The organism is Neorhizobium vignae (assembly GCF_000732195.1).
Lineage (GTDB): Bacteria > Pseudomonadota > Alphaproteobacteria > Rhizobiales > Rhizobiaceae > Neorhizobium > Neorhizobium vignae.
Window position 1 is genome coordinate 73222 of sequence record NZ_JNNU01000005.1, and the last position, 19549, is coordinate 92770.

19 protein-coding genes and 3 tRNA genes are annotated in these 19549 nt (G+C 62.4%); 3 read left to right on the forward strand and 19 right to left on the reverse strand.

Features of this window, described 5'->3' with window-relative positions; translation table 11 throughout:
* Positions 1–4 precede the first annotated feature (4 nt).
* The 11 genes from nuoG to GQ59_RS09515 all read right to left on the reverse strand — a co-directional run bounded on the left by nuoG (position 5) and on the right by GQ59_RS09515 (position 8844).
* Complete coding sequence (nuoG, locus tag GQ59_RS09465; RefSeq protein ID WP_037080526.1) at positions 5–2086, reverse strand: NADH-quinone oxidoreductase subunit NuoG; 2082 nt, start codon at positions 2084–2086, stop codon at positions 5–7.
* Between the two features lie 70 nt (positions 2087–2156).
* A complete protein-coding gene (locus tag GQ59_RS09470; RefSeq protein WP_051903885.1) occupies positions 2157–2900 on the reverse strand; it encodes a helix-hairpin-helix domain-containing protein in 744 nt (247 codons plus the stop codon).
* Positions 2901–2904: 4 nt separating this feature from the next.
* Positions 2905–4209, reverse strand: a complete 1305-nt coding sequence (gene nuoF, locus GQ59_RS09475) for an NADH-quinone oxidoreductase subunit NuoF (protein WP_037080528.1) — start codon at positions 4207–4209, stop codon at positions 2905–2907.
* 89 nt (positions 4210–4298) lie between these two features.
* Entirely contained in the window at positions 4299–5240 is a 942-nt protein-coding gene (gene nuoE, locus GQ59_RS09480) for an NADH-quinone oxidoreductase subunit NuoE (protein ID WP_341872378.1), read from the reverse strand.
* A 16-nt stretch (positions 5241–5256) separates the two neighbouring features.
* Complete coding sequence (locus GQ59_RS09485) at positions 5257–5514, reverse strand: hypothetical protein (protein WP_037080530.1); 258 nt, start codon at positions 5512–5514, stop codon at positions 5257–5259.
* Complete coding sequence (locus GQ59_RS09490; RefSeq protein ID WP_037080532.1) at positions 5514–6704, reverse strand: NADH-quinone oxidoreductase subunit D; 1191 nt, start codon at positions 6702–6704, stop codon at positions 5514–5516. Before GQ59_RS09490 ends, GQ59_RS09485 begins: the two co-directional genes overlap by 1 nt.
* 78 nt (positions 6705–6782) lie before the next feature.
* Entirely contained in the window at positions 6783–7385 is a 603-nt protein-coding gene (locus tag GQ59_RS09495; RefSeq protein ID WP_037081106.1) for an NADH-quinone oxidoreductase subunit C, read from the reverse strand.
* A 32-nt stretch (positions 7386–7417) separates the two neighbouring features.
* Positions 7418–7999: a NuoB/complex I 20 kDa subunit family protein gene (locus GQ59_RS09500; protein ID WP_037080534.1), complete on the reverse strand. Its 582-nt coding sequence runs from the start codon at positions 7997–7999 to the stop codon at positions 7418–7420.
* Complete coding sequence (locus GQ59_RS09505) at positions 7990–8355, reverse strand: NADH-quinone oxidoreductase subunit A (protein ID WP_037080537.1); 366 nt, start codon at positions 8353–8355, stop codon at positions 7990–7992. Before GQ59_RS09505 ends, GQ59_RS09500 begins: the two co-directional genes overlap by 10 nt.
* Positions 8356–8619: 264 nt before the next feature.
* Positions 8620–8696 (reverse strand) — tRNA-Asp (locus GQ59_RS09510).
* 71 nt (positions 8697–8767) lie between these two features.
* A tRNA-Asp gene (locus GQ59_RS09515) sits at positions 8768–8844 on the reverse strand.
* 276 nt (positions 8845–9120) lie between these two features.
* On the opposite strand from GQ59_RS09515, the gene GQ59_RS09520 reads away from it, so the two are divergent.
* From GQ59_RS09520 to GQ59_RS09530, 3 genes are all read left to right on the forward strand, one after another.
* A tRNA-Val gene (locus GQ59_RS09520) sits at positions 9121–9196 on the forward strand.
* Positions 9197–9626: 430 nt separating this feature from the next.
* On the forward strand, positions 9627–9809 hold the full coding sequence (locus tag GQ59_RS09525) for a hypothetical protein (protein ID WP_152564286.1): 183 nt from the start codon (positions 9627–9629) through the stop codon (positions 9807–9809).
* 4 nt (positions 9810–9813) lie between these two features.
* Complete coding sequence (locus GQ59_RS09530; protein ID WP_037080542.1) at positions 9814–11532, forward strand: hypothetical protein; 1719 nt, start codon at positions 9814–9816, stop codon at positions 11530–11532.
* A gap of 26 nt (positions 11533–11558) precedes the next feature.
* On the opposite strand, the gene GQ59_RS09535 is transcribed toward GQ59_RS09530, so the two are convergent.
* The 8 genes from GQ59_RS09535 to GQ59_RS09565 are packed head-to-tail and all read right to left on the reverse strand — an operon-like array spanning position 11559 to position 19542.
* Positions 11559–12470 (reverse strand): glycosyltransferase family 2 protein, encoded by a 912-nt coding sequence (locus GQ59_RS09535; protein WP_037080543.1) that lies wholly within the window; start codon positions 12468–12470, stop codon positions 11559–11561.
* A gap of 17 nt (positions 12471–12487) precedes the next feature.
* Positions 12488–13084, reverse strand: coding sequence for an LbetaH domain-containing protein (locus GQ59_RS09540; protein ID WP_037080546.1), 597 nt, complete (start codon positions 13082–13084; stop codon positions 12488–12490).
* The gene (locus GQ59_RS33305; protein ID WP_280114038.1) at positions 13071–13388 is read right to left on the reverse strand and encodes a glycosyltransferase; all 318 of its coding nucleotides are present in this window, start codon (positions 13386–13388) and stop codon (positions 13071–13073) included. The genes GQ59_RS09540 and GQ59_RS33305 overlap by 14 nt, the downstream gene beginning before the upstream one ends.
* Positions 13316–14245 (reverse strand): glycosyltransferase, encoded by a 930-nt coding sequence (locus GQ59_RS09545; RefSeq protein ID WP_201772421.1) that lies wholly within the window; start codon positions 14243–14245, stop codon positions 13316–13318. Before GQ59_RS09545 ends, GQ59_RS33305 begins: the two co-directional genes overlap by 73 nt.
* Positions 14242–15354, reverse strand: coding sequence for a glycosyltransferase family 4 protein (locus GQ59_RS09550; protein ID WP_037080548.1), 1113 nt, complete (start codon positions 15352–15354; stop codon positions 14242–14244). Before GQ59_RS09550 ends, GQ59_RS09545 begins: the two co-directional genes overlap by 4 nt.
* Positions 15351–16394 (reverse strand): CgeB family protein, encoded by a 1044-nt coding sequence (locus GQ59_RS09555; protein ID WP_051903886.1) that lies wholly within the window; start codon positions 16392–16394, stop codon positions 15351–15353. The genes GQ59_RS09550 and GQ59_RS09555 overlap by 4 nt, the downstream gene beginning before the upstream one ends.
* Positions 16391–18010: a hypothetical protein gene (locus tag GQ59_RS09560; protein WP_037080551.1), complete on the reverse strand. Its 1620-nt coding sequence runs from the start codon at positions 18008–18010 to the stop codon at positions 16391–16393. The genes GQ59_RS09555 and GQ59_RS09560 overlap by 4 nt, the downstream gene beginning before the upstream one ends.
* The gene (locus tag GQ59_RS09565; RefSeq protein ID WP_152564287.1) at positions 18007–19542 is read right to left on the reverse strand and encodes a lipopolysaccharide biosynthesis protein; all 1536 of its coding nucleotides are present in this window, start codon (positions 19540–19542) and stop codon (positions 18007–18009) included. Before GQ59_RS09565 ends, GQ59_RS09560 begins: the two co-directional genes overlap by 4 nt.
* Positions 19543–19549 lie beyond the last annotated feature (7 nt).

Genomic DNA, 19549 nt, shown 5'->3' on the forward strand with positions numbered 1-19549 from the left:
AAAATTACTCCGCCGCAGCCTGGAAATTGTTGCGGGCCAATGCCGAGCATTCAGCCATGACGGCAGACGCGCGAGCGATCGGGTTCGTCAAATAGAAGTCTTTGATCGGCGACGCAAACCCGGACTTGGTCATAGCAGCAGCTTTTTGGCCGAGTGCGGCAATTTCGTTCACCGAGCCCGCTGCGATCTCGTCGATGGCGGCGAAATGCGGGTAGTCCGCATAGAGTTTCGCACGCAGGGCACTCAGCGAATCAAACGGCAGCTTGCTTCCGAGCACGTCGGAGAGCGCGCGGATGATCGCCCAGTCTTCGCGAGCCTCGCCCGGCGCGAAGCCGGCACGGTTGCCCATCTGGACGCGGCCTTCCGTATTGACCCAGGTGCCCGACTTTTCGGTATAGGCCGCACCCGGCAGGATGACGTCGGCATTGTGCGCACCGGCATCGCCATGGCTGCCGATATAGACGGTGAACTTGGCGCCCTTCTTCGAGAAGTCGAGTTCATCGGCGCCGAGCAGGAAGAGAACGTCCATGCCGGCAAGCTGGGCAGCGGCATTGGCGCCGTTCGCACCCGGCACGAAGCCGAGATCGAGGCCGCCGACGCGGGCGGCGGCGGTGTGGAGAACGGCAAAGCCGTTCCACTCTTCGGTCAGCGCGCCGACCGAACCGGCAAGCTGGGCAGCGGCTGCGAGAATAGCCGCACCGTCCGGACGGGAGAGAGCCCCCTGCCCTACGATGATCATCGGGTTTTTGGCGGCACGGAGCTTGTCGGCGAAGCCGTTTGCACCGGACGCGAGGTCGGAGAGCGTTTCGGCGCCGGCACCGAGATAGTCGTAGACGTAACGCAGTTCGCTGACTTCACCGATCACGCCGATCGGGAAGTTGCCGCGGCGGAAGCGCTTGCGGATGCGGGCGTTGAGGACGGCTGCCTCGAGGCGCGGATTGGCGCCGATCAGAAGCAGGGCTCCGGCCTGTTCGATACCCTCGATGGTGGGGTTGAAGAGGTAGCTTGCGCGGCCGAGCGACGGATCAAGCGCCGTCCCGTCCTGGCGACAGTCGAGGTTTTCCGATCCGAGCGACCGGATCAGTTCCTTCAGAGCGTACATTTCTTCGACCGAAGCCAGATCGCCGGCGATCGCGCCGATCTTTGCGGCAGAGGTGCCGGAAACGGCTGCCCTGATGGCGCCGAAGGCTTCGCCCCAGGAGGCAGCCTGAAGGCGGCCGTTTTTGCGGACGTAGGGGCGGTCGAGGCGCTGGGTCTTCAGGCCGTCCCAGATGAAGCGGGTCTTGTCGGAAATCCACTCCTCGTTCACCTGCTCGTTGACGCGCGGCATGATGCGCATCACTTCGCGGCCGCGGGTATCGACGCGGATCGCCGAGCCGACGGCGTCCATGACGTCGATCGATTCGGTCTTGTTGAGTTCCCACGGACGGGCGGTGAAGGCGAAGGGACGCGAGGTCAGCGCACCGACCGGGCAAAGGTCGATGACATTGCCCTGCAGCTCCGAGGTCATGGCGCTTTCGAGATAGGTGGTGATCTCGGCATCCTCGCCGCGGCCGATCAGGCCGAGTTCGGAAATGCCGCCGACTTCGGTGGTGAAGCGGACGCAGCGCGTGCAGTGGATGCAGCGGTTCATCACGGTCTTGACCAGCGGGCCGATATACTTGTCTTCGACGGCGCGCTTGTTTTCCGTGTAGCGGGAACTGTCGATGCCGAAGGCCATGGCCTGGTCCTGCAGGTCGCATTCGCCGCCCTGGTCGCAGATCGGGCAATCCAGCGGATGGTTGATCAGCAGGAATTCCATCACGCCTTCGCGGGCCTTCTTGACCATCGGCGTGTTGGTGAAGACTTCCGGCAGCTCGCCGTTCGGGCCGCCGCGGATATCGCGCACGCCCATGGCGCAGGAGGCTGCCGGCTTCGGCGGTCCGCCCTTCACTTCGATCAAGCACATGCGGCAATTGCCGGCGACCGAAAGACGTTCGTGGAAACAAAAGCGCGGAACCTCGGCGCCGGCTTCCTCGCATGCCTGAAGCAGCGTGAAATGATCCGGAACTTCGACCTCTTTGCCGTCAACCTTCAGCTTAACCATCGTCTCACTTACGTCCTTAGTTCCATCCTTTGGGTCTCCTGAGGGTCAGGCGACTCGGGGACATATTCTTTTATTTCAACAGAGCTTTCGCCTGGCCGACCCAGTCGTCGCGGCTGATGCGTCCCTCGAAACCCAATTCCTTGTCGAAGCGGGCGATATCGGCTTCATCCCAGGCCGCGACCTCAGCGAGGCTCGTTACACCCAGGCCGTTCAGCACTTCCACCAGCTTCGGGCCAATGCCCGAAATCTGTTTCAGATCGCCGCCAGCAGGCGCCTTGGCCTTGACCGTCTTCGCCTTGGGCGCCTTGACCGTCTTCGCCTCGACTACCGGTTTTGCGGGAGCCTTCGGAGCCGCGGCCTTTGCCGTCGCAACCTTGGCCTTGGCGGCCGGCTTCTTGACCGATTCGGCCTTGGGAGCAGTTACGGCAGCCTTGAGCGCCGGTGCGGCAGTCTTGCGAGCCGGTGCGACCGGCTTTGCCTTCGGTTTTTCAGCGATCGGCGCGGGTTCCGAGACTGCGGCCGAGGCGGTCGGAGCCGGCGTTTCCGTGGCAGCGGGCGCCTCAACCGGAGCCGTCGCGGACGGAGTTTCTCCAGCAGCCTTCTGGCGATTGCTTGCTTCCATCGCCCCTTGCAGAGCGCCGAAGAAAGCACCGGCCATCTGGCTGGCAATGCCGAAGCCGATCGCCGTTGCGGCAGCCATATTCGCCATCAGCGGATTGAGCTTCATCGCCTCCGAAAAATCGGACAAACGCGCGGGATCGAGCGCCGGACGTTCCGTCGCCTCCCCTTCATGCTCTTTGCCCGATTTTGTCACTTGGCTACTCCGCAGCTTCCAGGACGGCGCCATGCGCCGTCGCGTTTCGGGTATACTGGTCGATACGCGCTTCAATCTCCGGACGGAAATGCCGGATCAGGCCCTGGACAGGCCAGGCCGCCGCATCGCCGAGCGCGCAGATGGTGTGACCTTCGATCTGCTTGGTCACCTGGAACAGCATGTCGATTTCGCGCTTCTGGGCATTGCCCTTGACCATGCGCTCCAGCACCCGCCACATCCAGCCGGTGCCTTCGCGGCACGGCGTGCACTGGCCGCAGCTCTCGTGCTTGAAGAAGGCCGAGATGCGGGCGATCGCCTTGATGACGTCGGTGGACTTGTCCATGACGATGGCGCCAGCCGTGCCGAACGAGGAGCCGACGGCGCGCAGGCCGTCGAAATCCATCTGGCAGTCCATGATGTCCTTGGCCGGCACGATCGGGCAGGATGCGCCGCCCGGAATGACCGCAAGCAGATTGTCCCAGCCGCCGCGGATGCCGCCGGCATGCTTGTCGACCAGTTCGCGGAAGGTGATGCCCATCACTTCTTCGACGGTGCACGGCTTGTTGACGTGGCCGGAAAGCATGAACAGCTTGGTGCCGACATTGTTCGGACGGCCCATGGACGAGAACCAGCCGGCGCCGCGGCGCAGGATGGTCGGGGCGACAGCGATCGATTCGACGTTGTTGACCGTGGTCGGGCAGCCGTAGAGGCCCATATTGGCCGGGAACGGCGGCTTCAGGCGGGGCTGGCCCTTCTTGCCTTCGAGGCTTTCGAGCAGTGCCGTCTCTTCGCCGCAGATATAGGCGCCGGCGCCGTGGTGAACATAGATGTCGAAATCCCAGCCGAGCTTGTTGTTGCCGCCGAGCAGGCCGAAATCATAACATTCGTCGATCGCCGCCTGCAGCGCTTCGCGCTCGCGCATGTATTCGCCGCGCACGTAGATATAGGCGGTGTGGGCGCCCATGGCGAAACCGGCGATGACGCAGCCTTCGATCAGCGTGTGCGGATCGTGGCGCATGATTTCGCGGTCCTTGCAGGTGCCGGGCTCGGATTCGTCGGCATTGACCACGAGGTAATGCGGGCGGCCATCCGATTCCTTCGGCATGAAGGACCACTTGAGACCGGTCGGGAAGCCGGCACCACCGCGACCACGAAGGCCGGACGCCTTCATCTCGTTGATGATCCAGTCCCGGCCCTTCTCGATGATCTCCTTGGTGCCATCCCAATGGCCGCGGCTCATCGCGCCTTTCAGGGACTTGTCCTTGAGGCCGTAGATATTGGTAAAGATGCGATCCTGATCTTTCAACATGATCTATTCCACAAGTCCGTCGCGATTAAGCCGGTTGTCAGTCGATATATTGCAGCCTTTTTCAAAGGCCGCACACAAATTCTCAAATGTCACGACTCACCTTCAGTCGTGGTCTTGCGCCGCGTGCGCTTCGGCTTCAAGTCGCCGGAGACCGCGCCGGGTTCCGGCGGGGCGCCTTCCACGGCACTGCCGGGCGTCTTCGGAGCCGGTTTGCTCTTCGCAGTCGCCGAGAGCGGCTGCGCCTCCGCGGCCTTGGCATTGGCGGCGGAAGCCGCCGGCGCCGTTGCCGGCGTCTTCAGCGACGGATTGGTTTCGGCAGCCGTGTCCTTCGGACGGGCGGCATCGGCCGGAGGAACGCTGGCTGCGGCAGCGGCCTCTTCGGCGCTCGGATGCGGGTCGAGATTGGTGCGGACCGGCTTGATCTCGTCGTTCAACGTCTGCGGGCCGCCCTCGGGCGCCGAGAAGATGCGGTCGATCTGAGGGCCGGGCTTGATCTCATGGCCCTTGCCGGCTTCGAAAGCATCGATGATCTCTTCGAGGCGCTCGGGCGTCAGGTCCTCATAGGCATCCTTGAAGATGATGACCATCGGCGCGTTGACGCAGGCGCCCTGACACTCGACCTCTTCCCACGACAGCGTGCCGTCGGCGTTCAGCGCGAACGGATCGTGATGGATCTTGTGCTGACAGACCTTCATCAGGTCCTCTGCGCCGCGCAGCATGCAGGGCGTGGTGCCGCAGACCTGGATATGGGCGCGGGTGCCGACCGGCTTCAACTGGAACTGGGTATAGAAGGTCGCGACTTCGAGGACGCGGATATAGGGCATGTCGAGCTTGCCCGCGACGAACTCGATCGCCGCGCGGGTCACCCAGCCATCCTGTTCCTGCGCACGCATCAGAAGCGGGATGACAGCCGATTGCTGCCGGCCTGCCGGATATTTCCTGATCGTTGCCTCGGCCCAGACGGAATTCTCGTCATTGAAGGCGAAAATTGCCGGCTGCACCTGGTCTTCGGCTAATCGACGAACGGACATTCTTTTCCACGCCTTATCAGTTTATGGATCCACACCGCGATCTCGTGAGCGTCACGAATTCGCAGGCATAGGCAGACTTGTCTTTCTGCATGAACACTATGAACTTTGTTCCACTGGGAACGGAGGTTTTGATCTCGTATCCGTCGGACAGGAGATCCTTCATCGACTTCGATCCGCCGCCTTGGGTCGAAATCGCGCCATCGGTCTGCGCCTGCTGCGCGAACGCAACGGGGGCAGCGGAAACAACGGCAGCGAGAACGACGGCGCGGATCATCAGCGGTCCACCTCGCCAAAGACGATGTCGAGCGAGCCCAGCACCGCCGAAACGTCGGCCAGCTGGTGTCCCCGACAGATGAAATCCATCGCCTGGAGATGGGCGTAACCCGGCGCGCGGATCTTGCAGCGATAAGGCTTGTTGGTGCCATCGGCGACCAGGAAGACGCCGAACTCGCCCTTGGGGGCTTCGACGGCCGCATAAACCTCGCCGGCCGGCACGTGATACCCTTCGGTATAGAGCTTGAAGTGATGGATCAGCGCTTCCATCGACCGCTTCATCTCGCCACGCTTCGGCGGCACGACCTTGCCGTCCGTTGACGAGAACGGGCCGGTCCTGGCGTCGCCGAGCAGGCGGTTGACGCACTGCTTCATGATCTTCACCGATTCGCGCATCTCGATCATGCGGATCAGGTAACGGTCGTAGCAGTCGCCGTTCTTGCCGATCGGAATGTCGAATTCCATGTCCGAATAGCACTCGTAGGGCTGCGCGCGGCGCAGGTCCCAGGCAGCGCCCGAACCACGCACCATGACGCCCGAAAAACCCCAGGCCCAGGCGTCTTCGAGCTTGACGACGCCGATATCGACGTTGCGCTGCTTGAAGATGCGGTTGCCGGTCAGCAGTTCATCGATGTCGTCGAGCTTGGCGGGGAATTGGTCGCACCACTTGCCGATATCCTCGACCAGTTCCGGCGGCAGGTCCTGATGGACGCCGCCCGGACGGAAATAGGCCGCATGCATGCGAGAACCGGAGGCGCGCTCGTAGAACACCATCAGCTTTTCGCGCTCTTCGAAGCCCCAGAGCGGCGGCGTCAGCGCACCGACGTCCATCGCCTGCGTGGTGACGTTGAGAAGGTGCGAGAGGATGCGGCCGATTTCCGAATACAGAACACGGATCAGCTGGCCGCGGATCGGGATCTGGATATCCAGGAGCTTTTCGACGGCAAGCGCAAACGCATGCTCCTGGTTCATCGGCGCGACGTAATCGAGGCGGTCGAAATAGGGAACCGCCTGCAGATAGGTCTTGGTCTCGATCAGCTTCTCGGTGCCGCGGTGAAGCAGGCCGATATGCGGATCGACGCGCTCGACGATTTCACCATCAAGCTCTAGCACAAGGCGCAACACGCCATGTGCCGCCGGATGCTGCGGTCCGAAATTGATATTGAAATTGCGGACGTTATGTTCGGTCATTCTGCTTACTCCATGCCGGGCGGAGTGACGCACCGGGCGGGAAAGAAGTGCGGACGGGCGGCGCGGCTGCGCCGATCCTTAAGCTTTCGCCTTTTCATCCCCGGGCAGCACGTAATCGGTGCCTTCCCACGGGCTCAAGAAATCGAAATTGCGGAATTCCTGGCGCAGTTCGACGGGCTCATAGACGACGCGCTTGGCGTTGTCATCGTAACGAACCTCGACGAAACCGGTGGTCGGGAAATCCTTGCGCAGCGGATGACCTTCGAAACCGTAGTCGGTCAGGATGCGGCGCAGGTCCGGGTGGCCGGTGAACAGGATGCCGTACATGTCCCAGGCTTCGCGCTCGAACCAGTCGGCGCCCGGATAGACCGAAAACGCCGACGGAACCGGCTCATCCTCGGCGGTCGCGACCTTGATGCGGATACGCTGGTTCTGACGCGGCGACAGAAGATGGTAGACGACATCGAAACGCTTTTCGCGGGCCGGATAGTCCACTCCGCAGATGTCGATGAAGCTGACGAACCCGCACTGCACGTCGTCGCGCAGGAAGGTCAGCAGCGGCAGCAGGTTTTCCGCGGTCGCCGTCAGCGTGAGCTCGCCATAGGCGATTTCCGCATCCGCCACGAGGGACGCACGCGCTTCGCGAATGTAGGTCGAAAGCTCGTTCAGGGCTTCACTCATGATCTTGTCCAATTACCCTTGGCCTCTGGCCCTCAGCGCTCGATCGTGCCGGTCCGTCGGATCTTCTTCTGCAGCAGAAGCACGCCGTAGAGCAGTGCCTCCGCCGTGGGGGGACAGCCCGGAACATAGATGTCGATCGGAACGATGCGATCGCAGCCGCGTACCACCGAATAGGAATAGTGGTAATAACCGCCGCCATTGGCGCAGGAGCCCATCGAAATGACGTAACGCGGCTCCGGCATCTGGTCATAGACCTTGCGGAGCGCGGGCGCCATCTTGTTGGTCAGCGTGCCGGCGACGATCATCACGTCCGACTGGCGCGGCGAGGCGCGCGGCGCAAAACCGAAGCGCTCGACGTCATAACGCGGCATCGAAAGCTGCATCATCTCGACCGCGCAGCAGGCGAGGCCGAACGTCATCCACATCAGCGAGCCCGTGCGGGCCCAGGTGATCAGCTCATCCGTGGAGGTGACGAGAAAACCCTTGTCGGCGAGCTCATTGTTGATCTCGCCGAAGAACGCATCGTCGCTGCCGATGGGCTTGCCGGTATTCGGATCGATAATACCCTTGGGCTGCGGCGCGACGAGAGTGCTGCCGTTGTCGACTACTCCCATTCCAGCGCTCCTTTCTTCCATTCATATATAAAGCCGATCGTCAGAACGGCGAGGAATACCATCATCGACCAGAAGCCGAACCAGCCAATCGCACCGAACGACACGGCCCACGGAAACAGGAAGGCGACTTCGAGGTCGAAGATGATGAAGAGGATCGAGACCAGGTAGAAGCGAATGTCGAACTTCATGCGCGCGTCGTCGAAGGCATTGAAGCCGCATTCGTAAGCCGAAAGCTTTTCCGAATCGGGCGCCTTGTAGGCGACGGCGAACGGCGCAACCAGAAGCGCGATGCCGATCACCAGGGAAATGCCGATGAAAATCGCGATCGGGATATAGGAAGTGAGGAGTTCACTCATTGTATTCGATCCCAGCTTGCCTGAAGCGTCGGGAGACGACGCCTGAATATCAATGCACAGGCAAAGCGAACGTGCATTGCAACAAGCCGTGGTTAGCGCAGCCGAAGCCCCGGCGCAAGCTTTTTGAATGTCGCATCCTGCGCCAAAATGGAGCAGTTCAAACGATTATCGGCGGCTGTATCCTGGCGACAACCTCAGACCGCGACCACGAGGGACCCGGGGCGGCCAGATCGTATTGGGAAGCACATTCTTCTGGGTGAAAAATGGCGCGAGTGACGGGGCTCGAACCCGCGACCTCCGGCGTGACAGGCCGGCACTCTAACCGACTGAGCTACACCCGCGCATAATGCCGACCAGCGGCGTCCGCCTTGTGCGCAAGACGCGCAATCGGCGGAGAGTTTCAATAAGAGAATGGCGCGAGTGACGGGGCTCGAACCCGCGACCTCCGGCGTGACAGGCCGGCACTCTAACCAACTGAGCTACACCCGCGCATTTCTCTTGAGGCCGAAACCTCGGAGCCGGGCGACCTCAATCGCTCGGTTGAGCGGCTAACTAAGAGGTTCGGGATCGGGTGTCAAGCGCGTTTCAAGACAAAAGGATGACGTCCCGTCGCTTTGCCCTCTCCTGCCCCGTATGCGCCCCTGTCCAGTCGGCTCTTCCCCAAAATTTTCAAAAAAACATCATGAAAGCCCTTGCGGTTTTTCCGCGATCCGCATAGATCACGGCCACCGACGCGGCGGGCCCTGAGGCTCCGCAATCGCGAACGGGCGATTAGCTCAGTTGGTAGAGCGCCTCGTTTACACCGAGGATGTCGGGAGTTCGAGTCTCTCATCGCCCACCATTCCCACTCTCTTTTCTGCCCCCTACTCTGAGCTCTCCCTCTTCCGGGAGTTCAAATCGGTGCGTCCGGCGCTTCGATTTGCGGTCGAGCGCGCACAATCCACCCGGTTCTTTTGGCTATCGCGGGGAAGACCATCCCCCCGGGAGCGCGACAGCTCTCCCCATTCCGGCCGCCTCATAGCCTCCGGTCCGTAAGGCATTTCAGGCATTTGGCCGATAAGCCCTTCCTCACAGCAGCAGCCATTCATCGAATCTTTCCCGCCACTTCGTCCCCGCTCCTCAACCCGTTCCTAAAATCGAGTTCTGAAGTGCCCGCCGGCAGCTGACCGATCGGCCGGGCTTGGAACCGAGGAGACAGGAATGCGAAAGCACCACCTCAGACACGGAACCGGCGGGGGCCGGACGGCGCATGTTGGTGGCGGGAGGGGATGATGCTGGATCTCGGACTTTCCCTGACTGGCCCCGGCACTTTTCCCATCAGCGGCGGCGAGCCGCCCGAGGACGACGGGTTCATCCTGATGGATGCCGAAGGGTACGCACTTGCCGACGCGGAAAACAATCAGCTCACCATCAGCCAACTCACGATCAGCCGATTCACCGACCTCAAGGACTGACACGATGCCATCGCGCCAAATTCCGAAACTCTACGTTCCCTCCGATGCGACCGAAGCGGCAATCCGGGCCGTCCATGCGGCAGCGGCCGCAGCGGGCGGCGGCACCATCCTGCTGCCGGATGCGGTGATTGCGCTCACGGAACCGCTCCCGGTCGCTTCCGGCGTCGGTTACCAGGGGGTGCAGCCGGTGCTGAACTATCTGAACGACACCCTCCCGGACAGCGGATGGGATTTCGTCGGCGGCACGGTGCTTGTCGGCGACGGCTCGTTTCCGGCTTTTGCCGCCAATGACGCAGACCTTGGTTCGCCGTCTGCGACGATCACCGCCGATTGCATTACCGGCTGGCGATGCGAGCATATCGGCTTTACCGGTTTCTCGCGCGCCATCAGCATCGGCGCGGTGAACAATATCGGCCTGCAGTTTTCCACCATCCACGATCTCTTCATCCGCGACTGCAGCGACTGGGGGATATTCCTAGCCAATTTCATGCACACGGACGTTTCCCGGGTCTGGACGCATCTTTGCGAAAATGGCCAGTATTATGCATCGTTGCTGCCCGGTTCGACCCTGATGCCCGGAAACAGCCGCTTCGATTCGCTCTTCAACATCATTCCCGCCGATGGACGGGACAATCGGCTCTGCCGGGGTATCGTCTTCGAAGCCGGCGGAGACGGCGCTCGTCTGAACGAAATGTATGTCGACCGCATCCAGAACAACGCCTTCAACCGGGCCGAGCTTGTGGACATCGCGACTTTCTCCAACGGCTCGGCGAATATCGCCGTTGCCGACGGCGGCAAATTCCGGGCGCGGATGCCGGTCGCATTCGCGAGCGGCAATTACGGGATCACCGCCGGGCGGATCTATGTCGTCAAGTCGGTGAGCGGCAACACGATACAGATCGGCAACGCCTTCACCTCCCCGGCCATGATCGCGTCCGGCAGCGGCTCGCTGATGCTCTCGTCCTGGGGCATGCCCTGTTTCGAGTTGAGCTCCCGCGAGGAAGGCGCGTTCGTCTCCAACTCGCGCTTCCTCGGCATGGATGCGGAAGGCGGCTCCGGCGCCGGGATTTACGTGGAGAACGCACAGGGCTGCGACCTCAACATCTCCGAAGTGCCCGGCGACAAGAATGCCGACGTCGTCGGGCGCGCGACCGGCTTCAGTCGGTTCTACAGCAGCAACACGACGATTACCGATTTCAACACGACCTCAGCCACCAGCCAGTTTCATGGCGCGCGCGGAATTGGCCGTCACGCGATGCTATCAGGTCTGTGGACCGATCAGACCCGCAACGGATTGGCGGCATTCAACATTCGCGGAGACGCCGGAGAGAATCAAGGGGACCTGGAGGTCAGGGGCGGCAACAGCTTCATCTATCCCCGCTTCGGAATGGGAATGAAGTCGACGCTCAAGACCGCGAACACCGTGCTCCATCCACTGGATGCCGGTCTCGTCACCTTCGACGCCGCTTCGGCACTCGTCTGCACGCTGCCCGCGATCACGAATTCGTCGGATGCGTCCTCGCTGGTCGGATTGCCGTTTCACATCGTCAACGCCGGATCGGCGGATCTGGCGGTCAATACCAACGGCACCCAGCTCTTCAACAGGATCTCGGGCAAGACCGGCTATACGTTGAATGCCGGCGAAAGCCTGCTGGTGGTCGCCGCCGAAGGGGCGGGCTCGACGCTCTTCTGGGCCGCGTTTCCGAGTGCGGGCGTTGCCTGAACCGCTGCGCTTCACGGGCTGTCGCTTCAGAGCGGCAGCCCCGTCAGTCGCGCCAGCGCCGCGCGCTTTTCCTCAAGCGTTTTAAGCGACCGGAGCGACCGGTCGAATTCCATGACCTTCGCGCCGACGAGGAACCGGTACCAGTAAGCTTGCAGGACATGGTAGATCAGCCCTTCGCGGCCATCGAGGAAACCGAGCTGGCCGATATAGCGGAACAGGAAATAGCCGAGCGCAGCGACCGGGAACGGAAGCCGGTTATAGACCCGCTCTTTGATGCTCCGCCTGATGGCAGCCTGTCGCGAGGACGCTTCCCTCGATAGCCCGAGATCTTCCGGAAACAGCCCGTAACGCTGGCCGAGAACGTCGACGGCCTCTCGAGTTGCATATCGGTTATGCTTGCCCGTGAAGAAGCTGAGATCGTTGAGATTGTGATCAGAGAACGGCGTGTCGAAAAGAACTATCCGGCCGCCCTTCACGACGATGTGCTCGTCCATCCAGCGGTCCTCGACATGTCCCTGTCCCCGCCGCCAAATGCGGGTGAGGATGAGCGGATACCGTCCGCCATGGCGGATCCAGCGTCCGAGGAAGATGTGTTTTCTCTTGAGGTTCACGCCTGCGACATCGGCCGCGAGAAAGGGAAGCTTGTCGGTAATCTCCACCGCCAGGTCAGGTTCGATCACCTCGTCCGCATCGAGCCGCATGATCCAGTCTGCGGTGATCGGGGCATTGTCGAGCCCCCACTGGAACTGCCTGGAATAATTGATCCAGGGGTTGCTGAGCACGGTCGCACCGAGCGACCGGGCGATCTCCACTGTCCTGTCGGTCGAGAAACAATCGATGACGAAGACCTCGGACGCGAAGGGCGCCACGCTCTTCAGCGCCCGGGCGATGTGGCGCTCTTCGTTGTAGGCGAGGATGAGGACGGCGAGGCTGGCCATTCGACGACTTGTCCCAGTCAGGAGTTCAACCGCACCGGAAAGATGCCCGGCTTGTCCTGCTCTAAGCGCCGCCGCAATCTCCTGGCCGGGCTGCCGGCATAGATCGTCCAGGGATCGAGATTGCGGAAGGCGACGGCGCGGGCGCCGAGCACCGCGCCCTCCCCGACGGTGACGCCCGGCCCGACAAACGCTTCCGTCGCGATCCAGGCATTCGCACCGACGACGATGGGTCTCGTAAGCAGCTGGAAATTCGCATCGTCGACATCATGCGTGCCGGTGCACAGATGGGCGCCCTGGGAGACGATTGCGTGCGTGCCGAGTTCGATGCGATCCATGCAGTAACAGTTGACACCGCTTCCGAGACAGGAATACGCGGCCAAGGCAAGGTTCGGCGGGTACCAGACCTCGACGCCGGGATAGATCCGCGCCGTCCGGTCGATCCGGGCTCCGAAGCGCCGCAGCAGAAACCGGCGCCATGCAAACAGCGGCACCGGCGTCCAGCGGCCGAAAAGGCGCCAGACAAGGTTCCACGCGAGCCGGAACAGCCGATGTCCCAGCGGGAAACTCGGGGCTCCCAGCCGCGGATCGGATGTCTTCGCGTCAAGCGGCTTCATGAAGGCCTCGTGGGGAGACGGAGTGCAGAATGGCGATGAGATCGCGGGTCGCGGCCTCGATGCGGAAATGCCGTTCGAAGCCCGCGCGGGCATGGGTGCGCATGGCGCTTTTGCCGTCCTCGGAGAGCGAGAGCCATGACCGGAGCAGGTTTTCGATGCCCTCCGACGTGTCGGGCCCGACCAGACCGCCACCGCTCATTTGGACTTCGCGCCAGATATTGACCTTGTCGGTCAGCAGGACCGGTGTTGCGCAGGCCATGGCTTCCGCGACAACGACGCCGAAATTTTCCTGGTGCGACGGCAGGACAAAGGCCTCGGCAGCCCGGAAGGCGCCCCATTTGACACCGCCGGCCAGCATGCCCGCCAATGGACGCGATCGGCGATGCATGCCTTGGCGGCTTGGGCAATCAGTTTCGATTTCAGTCCGGACTGATCCGGCCCCGCCATCACCAGGTCGAGATCCGGATCGGACGCGGCGATCTTCGCAAAGGCCTCGATAAGAAGATCGCAGCCCTTCTTTGCATGGAAACGGCTGAGGAACAGCAGGAAGCGCCTATTCTTCAATTCCGGCAGAAGCCGGCGGAATGCGGCAAGCTGGCTCTCTACCCCTGCCGGCGGATCGGCCGTGCCGAAGGCGACGATACGCTCCGCGTAACCGTAACCCCGGAAGACGCCGCGCGCCCGGCGGCGCTCCTCTTCGCAGGTGAAGAGGACCGCCGCCGCATCGCGGAGAACCCTGCCCTGCCAGGCAAGCCAGAACGCCTGCTTGGCCACATGCTTGAGCGGATGGGTTTCGCGGAACCATGGATCCATCATGCCGTGGGCGAGGACGACGTAAGGCAGGCCTGCCCGCCTCAGGGCCGACCAGCCGCCGACAGAGGCATGGTTCCAGAGGCCATGGATGACCGCGGCATCGAAACGATCGGCGTTCGCGGCGATCCAGCGTGCCAGTTCCGGCGTATATCCGTATCTCCGGGTCCATCGCCCGCAGGCATGAACGGGCAAGGGAAACTCTCTCACATAGGGCGCCGAGAGCTTGTCCAGCGTCACGACTTCCACCGCATGGCCCAGGCGCGCCATTTGCAGCCCAGTCAGCCGCAGCGCCTCGATCGGGCCTCCGGTTTCGGGATCGGCGCTGGCGATGATGTTGAGGATTCTCATGGCAGCTCCGCGATAAGTTTTTCGAGATTTCCTTTGAAGTGTGCCATGAGATAGCGTGAGCGGACCTTTTCGGCCCCCGCCTCTGCCATCGCGGCAGCCCCGTCCGGATCGGCGAGAAGCATCGCGATTGTCGCGGCAAGCGTTTCGATATCCTGCGGGTCTACGGCAAACCCGTCGATGCCGTCGGTGACGATCTCCGCGGCCGCATCCTCAGTGCCGCAGATCACCGGCAGGCCGTGCAGCCAGGCTTCGAGGAAGACGATGCCGAATCCTTCCTTCGATGAGGGCATCGCAAACAGGGACGCCTGGGCGTAGGCTTCGGCCAGCGCCACATCCGATAAGTGGCCGAGGAACTCGACCCGGTCTTCAACCGCAAGCTCGCGTGCCAGCGATGCCAGTTCCGATCTGAGCGGGCCCTCGCCGACGATCCGGAGGATGCATTCCACGTTCCGGCGCTCGAGCAGGGCCACCGCCTGGATCAGGGCGTCGATATTCTTGCCGCGGTCATGGGGGTCCAGCCGGGCGACGGTCAGGATGTTCCGGCGATCCCTTTTCGGGTTTGGCTGCCGATCGATGTCGTCGACGGCGTTCGGACATATTCTGAACCTTTCCGCGGGCAGCCTGAAAGCATGCTGCATCCGGTTTGCCGTGAAGGCGCTGACGGAGGCGATCCGGCTGAGGGCTCTCGCCATGAGCGGTTCGTAGAACCGCATCCGGCGATGGGCGGGGTCGTTCCACACCTCGTCGCCATGGACAAAAAGCACGAGCCTCATTCCCGGCGCAAGCAGTTTGCAGATCAGCCCGACGGCCAAGAGGTTGATATGTCCCAGGAACAGGATCCGGCGATGGCGGGCGGCGGCGATCGATCGGAAGATGAAACCGAGGCGTCGGGGGCCGAAGGCGGTTATCGCCACGGGCGCGATTTCAGGGATATCCGCCTGATCGTCGCGCATGATGTGGACAGCGCAGCGCTCCCAGCCCTTGTCCATCGAGATCGCTGCGAGCGCAGCGATGACACGCCGGTTGAAGCGCTGAATTCCCCCGATCCGGCCATAGGTGTCCAACGCTAGGAAAAGGATTCCGATGTCGTCACGCTTCGCCGGCCTCATCGCGCTTCGCCTCCCGCCCGCCCGAGGTCGGCAACCTGTTCGAGGATCCGGCGGGCCAGGACCTGGTTATAGGTGCCGTTCACGAATGTGCGGCGATGCCCGGCATCGGCGATCCTCCGGCGCCTGTCGTCGTCGGCCAGAAGCCGCTTGCAGATTTCCGCGCAGTCATCCGGCCCGTCGAAGAATACGGCTTCCTCGTCCTGCCTGTAGAGCTGATGATGATGTGCGGTTCGCGGGGCGCACATGGCGGTGCCGATGGCCGGAATCTCCGCCGAGCGCGTCGTATGAAGGTCGGCGTTTGCGCCGTTCAGCAGAACCAGGGCGATTTTCGCGCCCGCGATCGCTCGTGTATAGTTCGCGCCTTCAAGGTGATCGGACCGGATAAAAGGGCTGAGCAGCTTATATTCGGGAGCTCTTTTCCATCGGGCACCGTGCATCGTCAGCGGCACGCCCCTATCGATCAGGCGCGCCATGAACTCGCCACGTCCCGACATCCAGGTGCCAACGAACACGACATCGGACGACCATCGGGTTCGCTCCCCTTGCGTCAATGACAGAGGGCGATGCATGACCTCGTCGGCGCATTGCCAGATCGTATCGATCCGCCTGGCCCCTCTGCTGATCATCATCGATTCGATGCCGTGGCGGCGTACCGTGACGACCAGATCGTAGTGCGGCAGGGCACGGCGAAAGATGTTCCAGCGACGGCGTTCCGGTGACGGGTCCAGAAAGGGATTATCCGCATTGTAGTTGACGATAACCGGCGCTGCCTTGCGGACCAGGTTCAGGGCGGCTGGCCCGACCACATCGCCGCAATCCACCAGGGCAAAATCGAAGCGCTGTCCGCCGATCCGACGGCCGAGCCCGTTTGCCACGAGGCGATCGATGCCGGGGCCACCGGCCCTGTTCAGCCACGGCGCCCAATGAGGCGGCAGGTGCGCATAGGGAGACAGGTGCAGAACATCGAGGCCGATACGCCGGAATGCCGCTGCCCGCTGCAGGCTGGTCCCTGATTCTGCACCGATATAGAGGAGCCTCATCTCAGCTTCACGCCCCTCGTCAGCCAGAACATCAGCGCATAGAGCAGCACCGTCTGCGGCAGCGCCCGGACAAGATTGCCGGCCTGGACCGCGACGGATTCGTCCATGAGGCCGTTCATGAAGAAGCGGACGATGCAGATGCAGGCCAGGGCCGAAAGCGGCACACCTCCGTCCCGCATCCGGATCGTGAGCGCGTCGCCGATAATGAAATTGGCGAAGGCGAAGATGGCGAACACCACCGCGTAAGACGCGCCGAGAACGACGAAGCCATCGGCGATCGACGAGCCGGTGCGATACCCTCCCAGTTCGTCGCCGGTAACGAGAAAGTTGTAATAATCGCCAGACGAAAAGGCGTTGCTGGATTTATCGAGCTCGGGCGCGAAGAAATTCAGAACCGGGGTCGGAAGCAGCAACAACAGCTGGTTGACGGCATTCTCACGCGCCAACCCTTCTCCGGTCTGCGACAGCGAAAGGCCAAGGGCGATGTTGTGGTCGATGTATTTGGTGGAGACGAAGCGGCCCAGAAGCGGATTGTCGACATAGATCTCGTTATAGCTGCCCTCGGTCAGTATCCGCTCCATCTCCTGCCGGGACCGCAGCGCCTCCCCATCGAAATACGTGCCGATGGTCGAGAGGACGAGATCCCGCGACGAGATGTCGGAACGATCGTCGCGGGCAATGACCATGGCGGTCGCGAGATCCGAGAGGATGCCCGCCGGGATGGGACTGAGGAGGACGGCGACCGCCATCCAGATCATCCGCCGCCTCGTCAGGATGAAGCGCCCGATCACTATCGCGACGGCAAAGCAGATCAGCACGGTCAGGACGCTGATGGCAAATGCGCCGCGGCTGTTGCGCGCCAGCGCGATATAGAGAGTCAGGGTGCTGTAGACGGTCAGGGCGAGCCAGTTGACCGCGCGCTTGCCGTCCGGCGGATCGAGGAGGTAGCCTGCGATCGGGATCAGGAAGGGGGCGACGGAGAATTGCGGCAGGCCGGCGAGCAGTTTGAAGGCGATATCGCCGAAATTGTCCTCGCCCCAGCGGTCGGCATGCGCGTACCAGGAGGCGAACGAGCCGAGCAGCCCCATCCACCACAATTGCCGGTTTGTCGGCGAACGATAGAGGCCGAGCGGCGCAAACATCCTTTGGCGGATCGTGACCGTCACGGCCTGCATTACCCGCGATTGCGTGTAGAGCCAGTGCAGCGCCACCGCCCATAACTGCAGCAGTGCCAGAACGGAAAAAGTGGCTACCGGCGCATCGAGGTTGAAGGTGATCGGTTTGAACGCAAAGGTCTGGACGATCAGGGCGGCCAGGCTCGAATGGACCTGGAAGCCGAGCACCACCAGAGTCGAGATCATATGACGCTCGATCCGACTCGGTTTGGTGCAGTAGCAAAATACCAGTATCCCGATCAGCCCGGCTGAAACGGCGCAGAACGTGGTGGTGATATCCGGCGACATCCCCACCTGGATCGCTGCGCAGAGCAAGACCAAAACAACCACGCCCCAGCGGGCCTTGTCGACATGCCGGGCGTTGCCGGAATAAATCCGCCTCCGCAGGGAACGCCTGCCGAATGCAGCATCACCGCTCGCCAGACCTGCGCTCTCTGTCATGGCCGATCCCCCATGAGAGCGGCCCGTCTCCGGGGGAGGTTCGGAACGCGACGCAGGAGGACGGCTCGTATGTGAGGCGGCAAAGTCCGGTGGGTCATCCACGCCGCCAGCAGCGAGCCGATCGCGGCCGGAATGGATGACCAAGCTGCCGATTGCGGCCAGATTGCCATGGCCAACAGGCTGGCGATGACCGGGAGGCCACCGCAAACGGATGCGGCGAAGGCATGGATTGGTATGCGCAATCGCAGCTTTTGGAGCACGGCGCGAGCGGCCACGGCATAGATCATGAAACTGGCGATCTCGGCCGCCAGCAGCGAGAAACCGGCGCCCGGCAACCCCCATGAGGTCAACGTCAGATAACAACCGATCGCCGTGATCAGCAGAGACGCGACGTTCGCGACGATCTGCGGCAGCAGAATATTGTTTCCCCGGACGACCGAAACCATAGGCTGGGCGAAACCGTAGACGATAACGCAGGCGCAGAGTGAGCAGAACAGCAGCGGGTCCAGGTGGAAGTTGCCACGGGTCCACCACAGGAAAAGGCCGGGAGCCACCCACTGGAGCAGAAGGCAGGCCGGGCCGACGACGACCAACACGAAAATCCAGCTTAGAGTGACCACGGCTTCCGCCGGACCGCTCTTCCCTTCCCTCAGATAGCGCAAGAGTTCCGGCTCGACCGGACCCGCCAATGCGTTGATGCCCTGGGTCGCGATACTCGACAGCGTCCGGGTCGCAGTGAACGCTGCGAGAAGGCTGACGCCGGCCAGCGGTGCGATCAGCAGCCGGACGCCCTGCTGGTTTCCGATGGCAAGCAGTTCGCGGAACGATACGAACAGGCTCCTCGTGAGGTTGGACCAGCCCCTGCGCAGATCGGGGGCGACGAAGCCGATTTCTTCGCGCCGCCAGAGACGAAAGCAGTCGAGATGCACGCCGATATTGACGACCACGTTGGCAACCGACGAGGCGATGACGGCGTCGAGGACGTCGCCGCCGGAAAGGACTGCCGCGAGCGCCGCGAGGTTGAGGCACACCAGCAGCGCAAACCGCCACCACGCCATTCTCGCATAGTAGCCGAAAGGGATGAGCGCCCGCCCGAGGACGCCACCCACGGAGCTGGTGACGAACCAGGTGAGCGCATAGACGGTCATCGAGCCTGAAAGATCGTCCATCAGCCCCGCAGGAACGAAATCTCCGAACAACGCATCAGCCCATCCGAAGGCGGGGACGGCCGTCCAGAAGCACAGCAGTGCGGCTCCCAGCAAAATGGCGGCCGGGATGGACGAAGCGAAGTCGCGCCTTACGGCATCCCTGGTGCCGAGGCGCTGAAACTCGTAGCCGAGGTAGTTCTGGTGGCCGAGGTCGAACACGACGGAGAGGGAAAAAAGCGTTTGCAGCAGAACCCAGAGCCCGAATTGCTGCGCCGACCACCAGCCGAGCATGATCGGCACGCTGATCGTCTGGATCAGGACATTGGCGGCAAGCAACGCCCCATTGGCGATCGACCCTGAGATTAGCCGTACTGACACACTCATCGAAAAC

Coding starts and splice junctions, on each gene's coding strand:
- nuoG (WP_037080526.1), bottom strand. CDS start 2,086: ATGGTTAAGCTGAAGGTTGACGGCAAAGAGGTCGAAGTTCCGGATCAT.
- nuoF (WP_037080528.1), bottom strand. CDS start 4,209: ATGTTGAAAGATCAGGATCGCATCTTTACCAATATCTACGGCCTCAAG.
- nuoE (WP_341872378.1), bottom strand. CDS start 5,240: ATGTCCGTTCGTCGATTAGCCGAAGACCAGGTGCAGCCGGCAATTTTC.
- GQ59_RS09485 (WP_037080530.1), bottom strand. CDS start 5,514: ATGATCCGCGCCGTCGTTCTCGCTGCCGTTGTTTCCGCTGCCCCCGTT.
- GQ59_RS09490 (WP_037080532.1), bottom strand. CDS start 6,704: ATGACCGAACATAACGTCCGCAATTTCAATATCAATTTCGGACCGCAG.
- GQ59_RS09495 (WP_037081106.1), bottom strand. CDS start 7,385: ATGAGTGAAGCCCTGAACGAGCTTTCGACCTACATTCGCGAAGCGCGT.
- GQ59_RS09500 (WP_037080534.1), bottom strand. CDS start 7,999: ATGGGAGTAGTCGACAACGGCAGCACTCTCGTCGCGCCGCAGCCCAAG.
- GQ59_RS09505 (WP_037080537.1), bottom strand. CDS start 8,355: ATGAGTGAACTCCTCACTTCCTATATCCCGATCGCGATTTTCATCGGC.
- GQ59_RS09525 (WP_152564286.1), top strand. CDS start 9,627: ATGCTGGATCTCGGACTTTCCCTGACTGGCCCCGGCACTTTTCCCATC.
- GQ59_RS09530 (WP_037080542.1), top strand. CDS start 9,814: ATGCCATCGCGCCAAATTCCGAAACTCTACGTTCCCTCCGATGCGACC.
- GQ59_RS09535 (WP_037080543.1), bottom strand. CDS start 12,470: ATGGCCAGCCTCGCCGTCCTCATCCTCGCCTACAACGAAGAGCGCCAC.
- GQ59_RS09540 (WP_037080546.1), bottom strand. CDS start 13,084: ATGAAGCCGCTTGACGCGAAGACATCCGATCCGCGGCTGGGAGCCCCG.
- GQ59_RS09545 (WP_201772421.1), bottom strand. CDS start 14,245: ATGAGAATCCTCAACATCATCGCCAGCGCCGATCCCGAAACCGGAGGC.
- GQ59_RS09550 (WP_037080548.1), bottom strand. CDS start 15,354: ATGAGGCCGGCGAAGCGTGACGACATCGGAATCCTTTTCCTAGCGTTG.
- GQ59_RS09555 (WP_051903886.1), bottom strand. CDS start 16,394: ATGAGGCTCCTCTATATCGGTGCAGAATCAGGGACCAGCCTGCAGCGG.
- GQ59_RS09560 (WP_037080551.1), bottom strand. CDS start 18,010: ATGACAGAGAGCGCAGGTCTGGCGAGCGGTGATGCTGCATTCGGCAGG.
- GQ59_RS09565 (WP_152564287.1), bottom strand. CDS start 19,542: ATGAGTGTGTCAGTACGGCTAATCTCAGGGTCGATCGCCAATGGGGCG.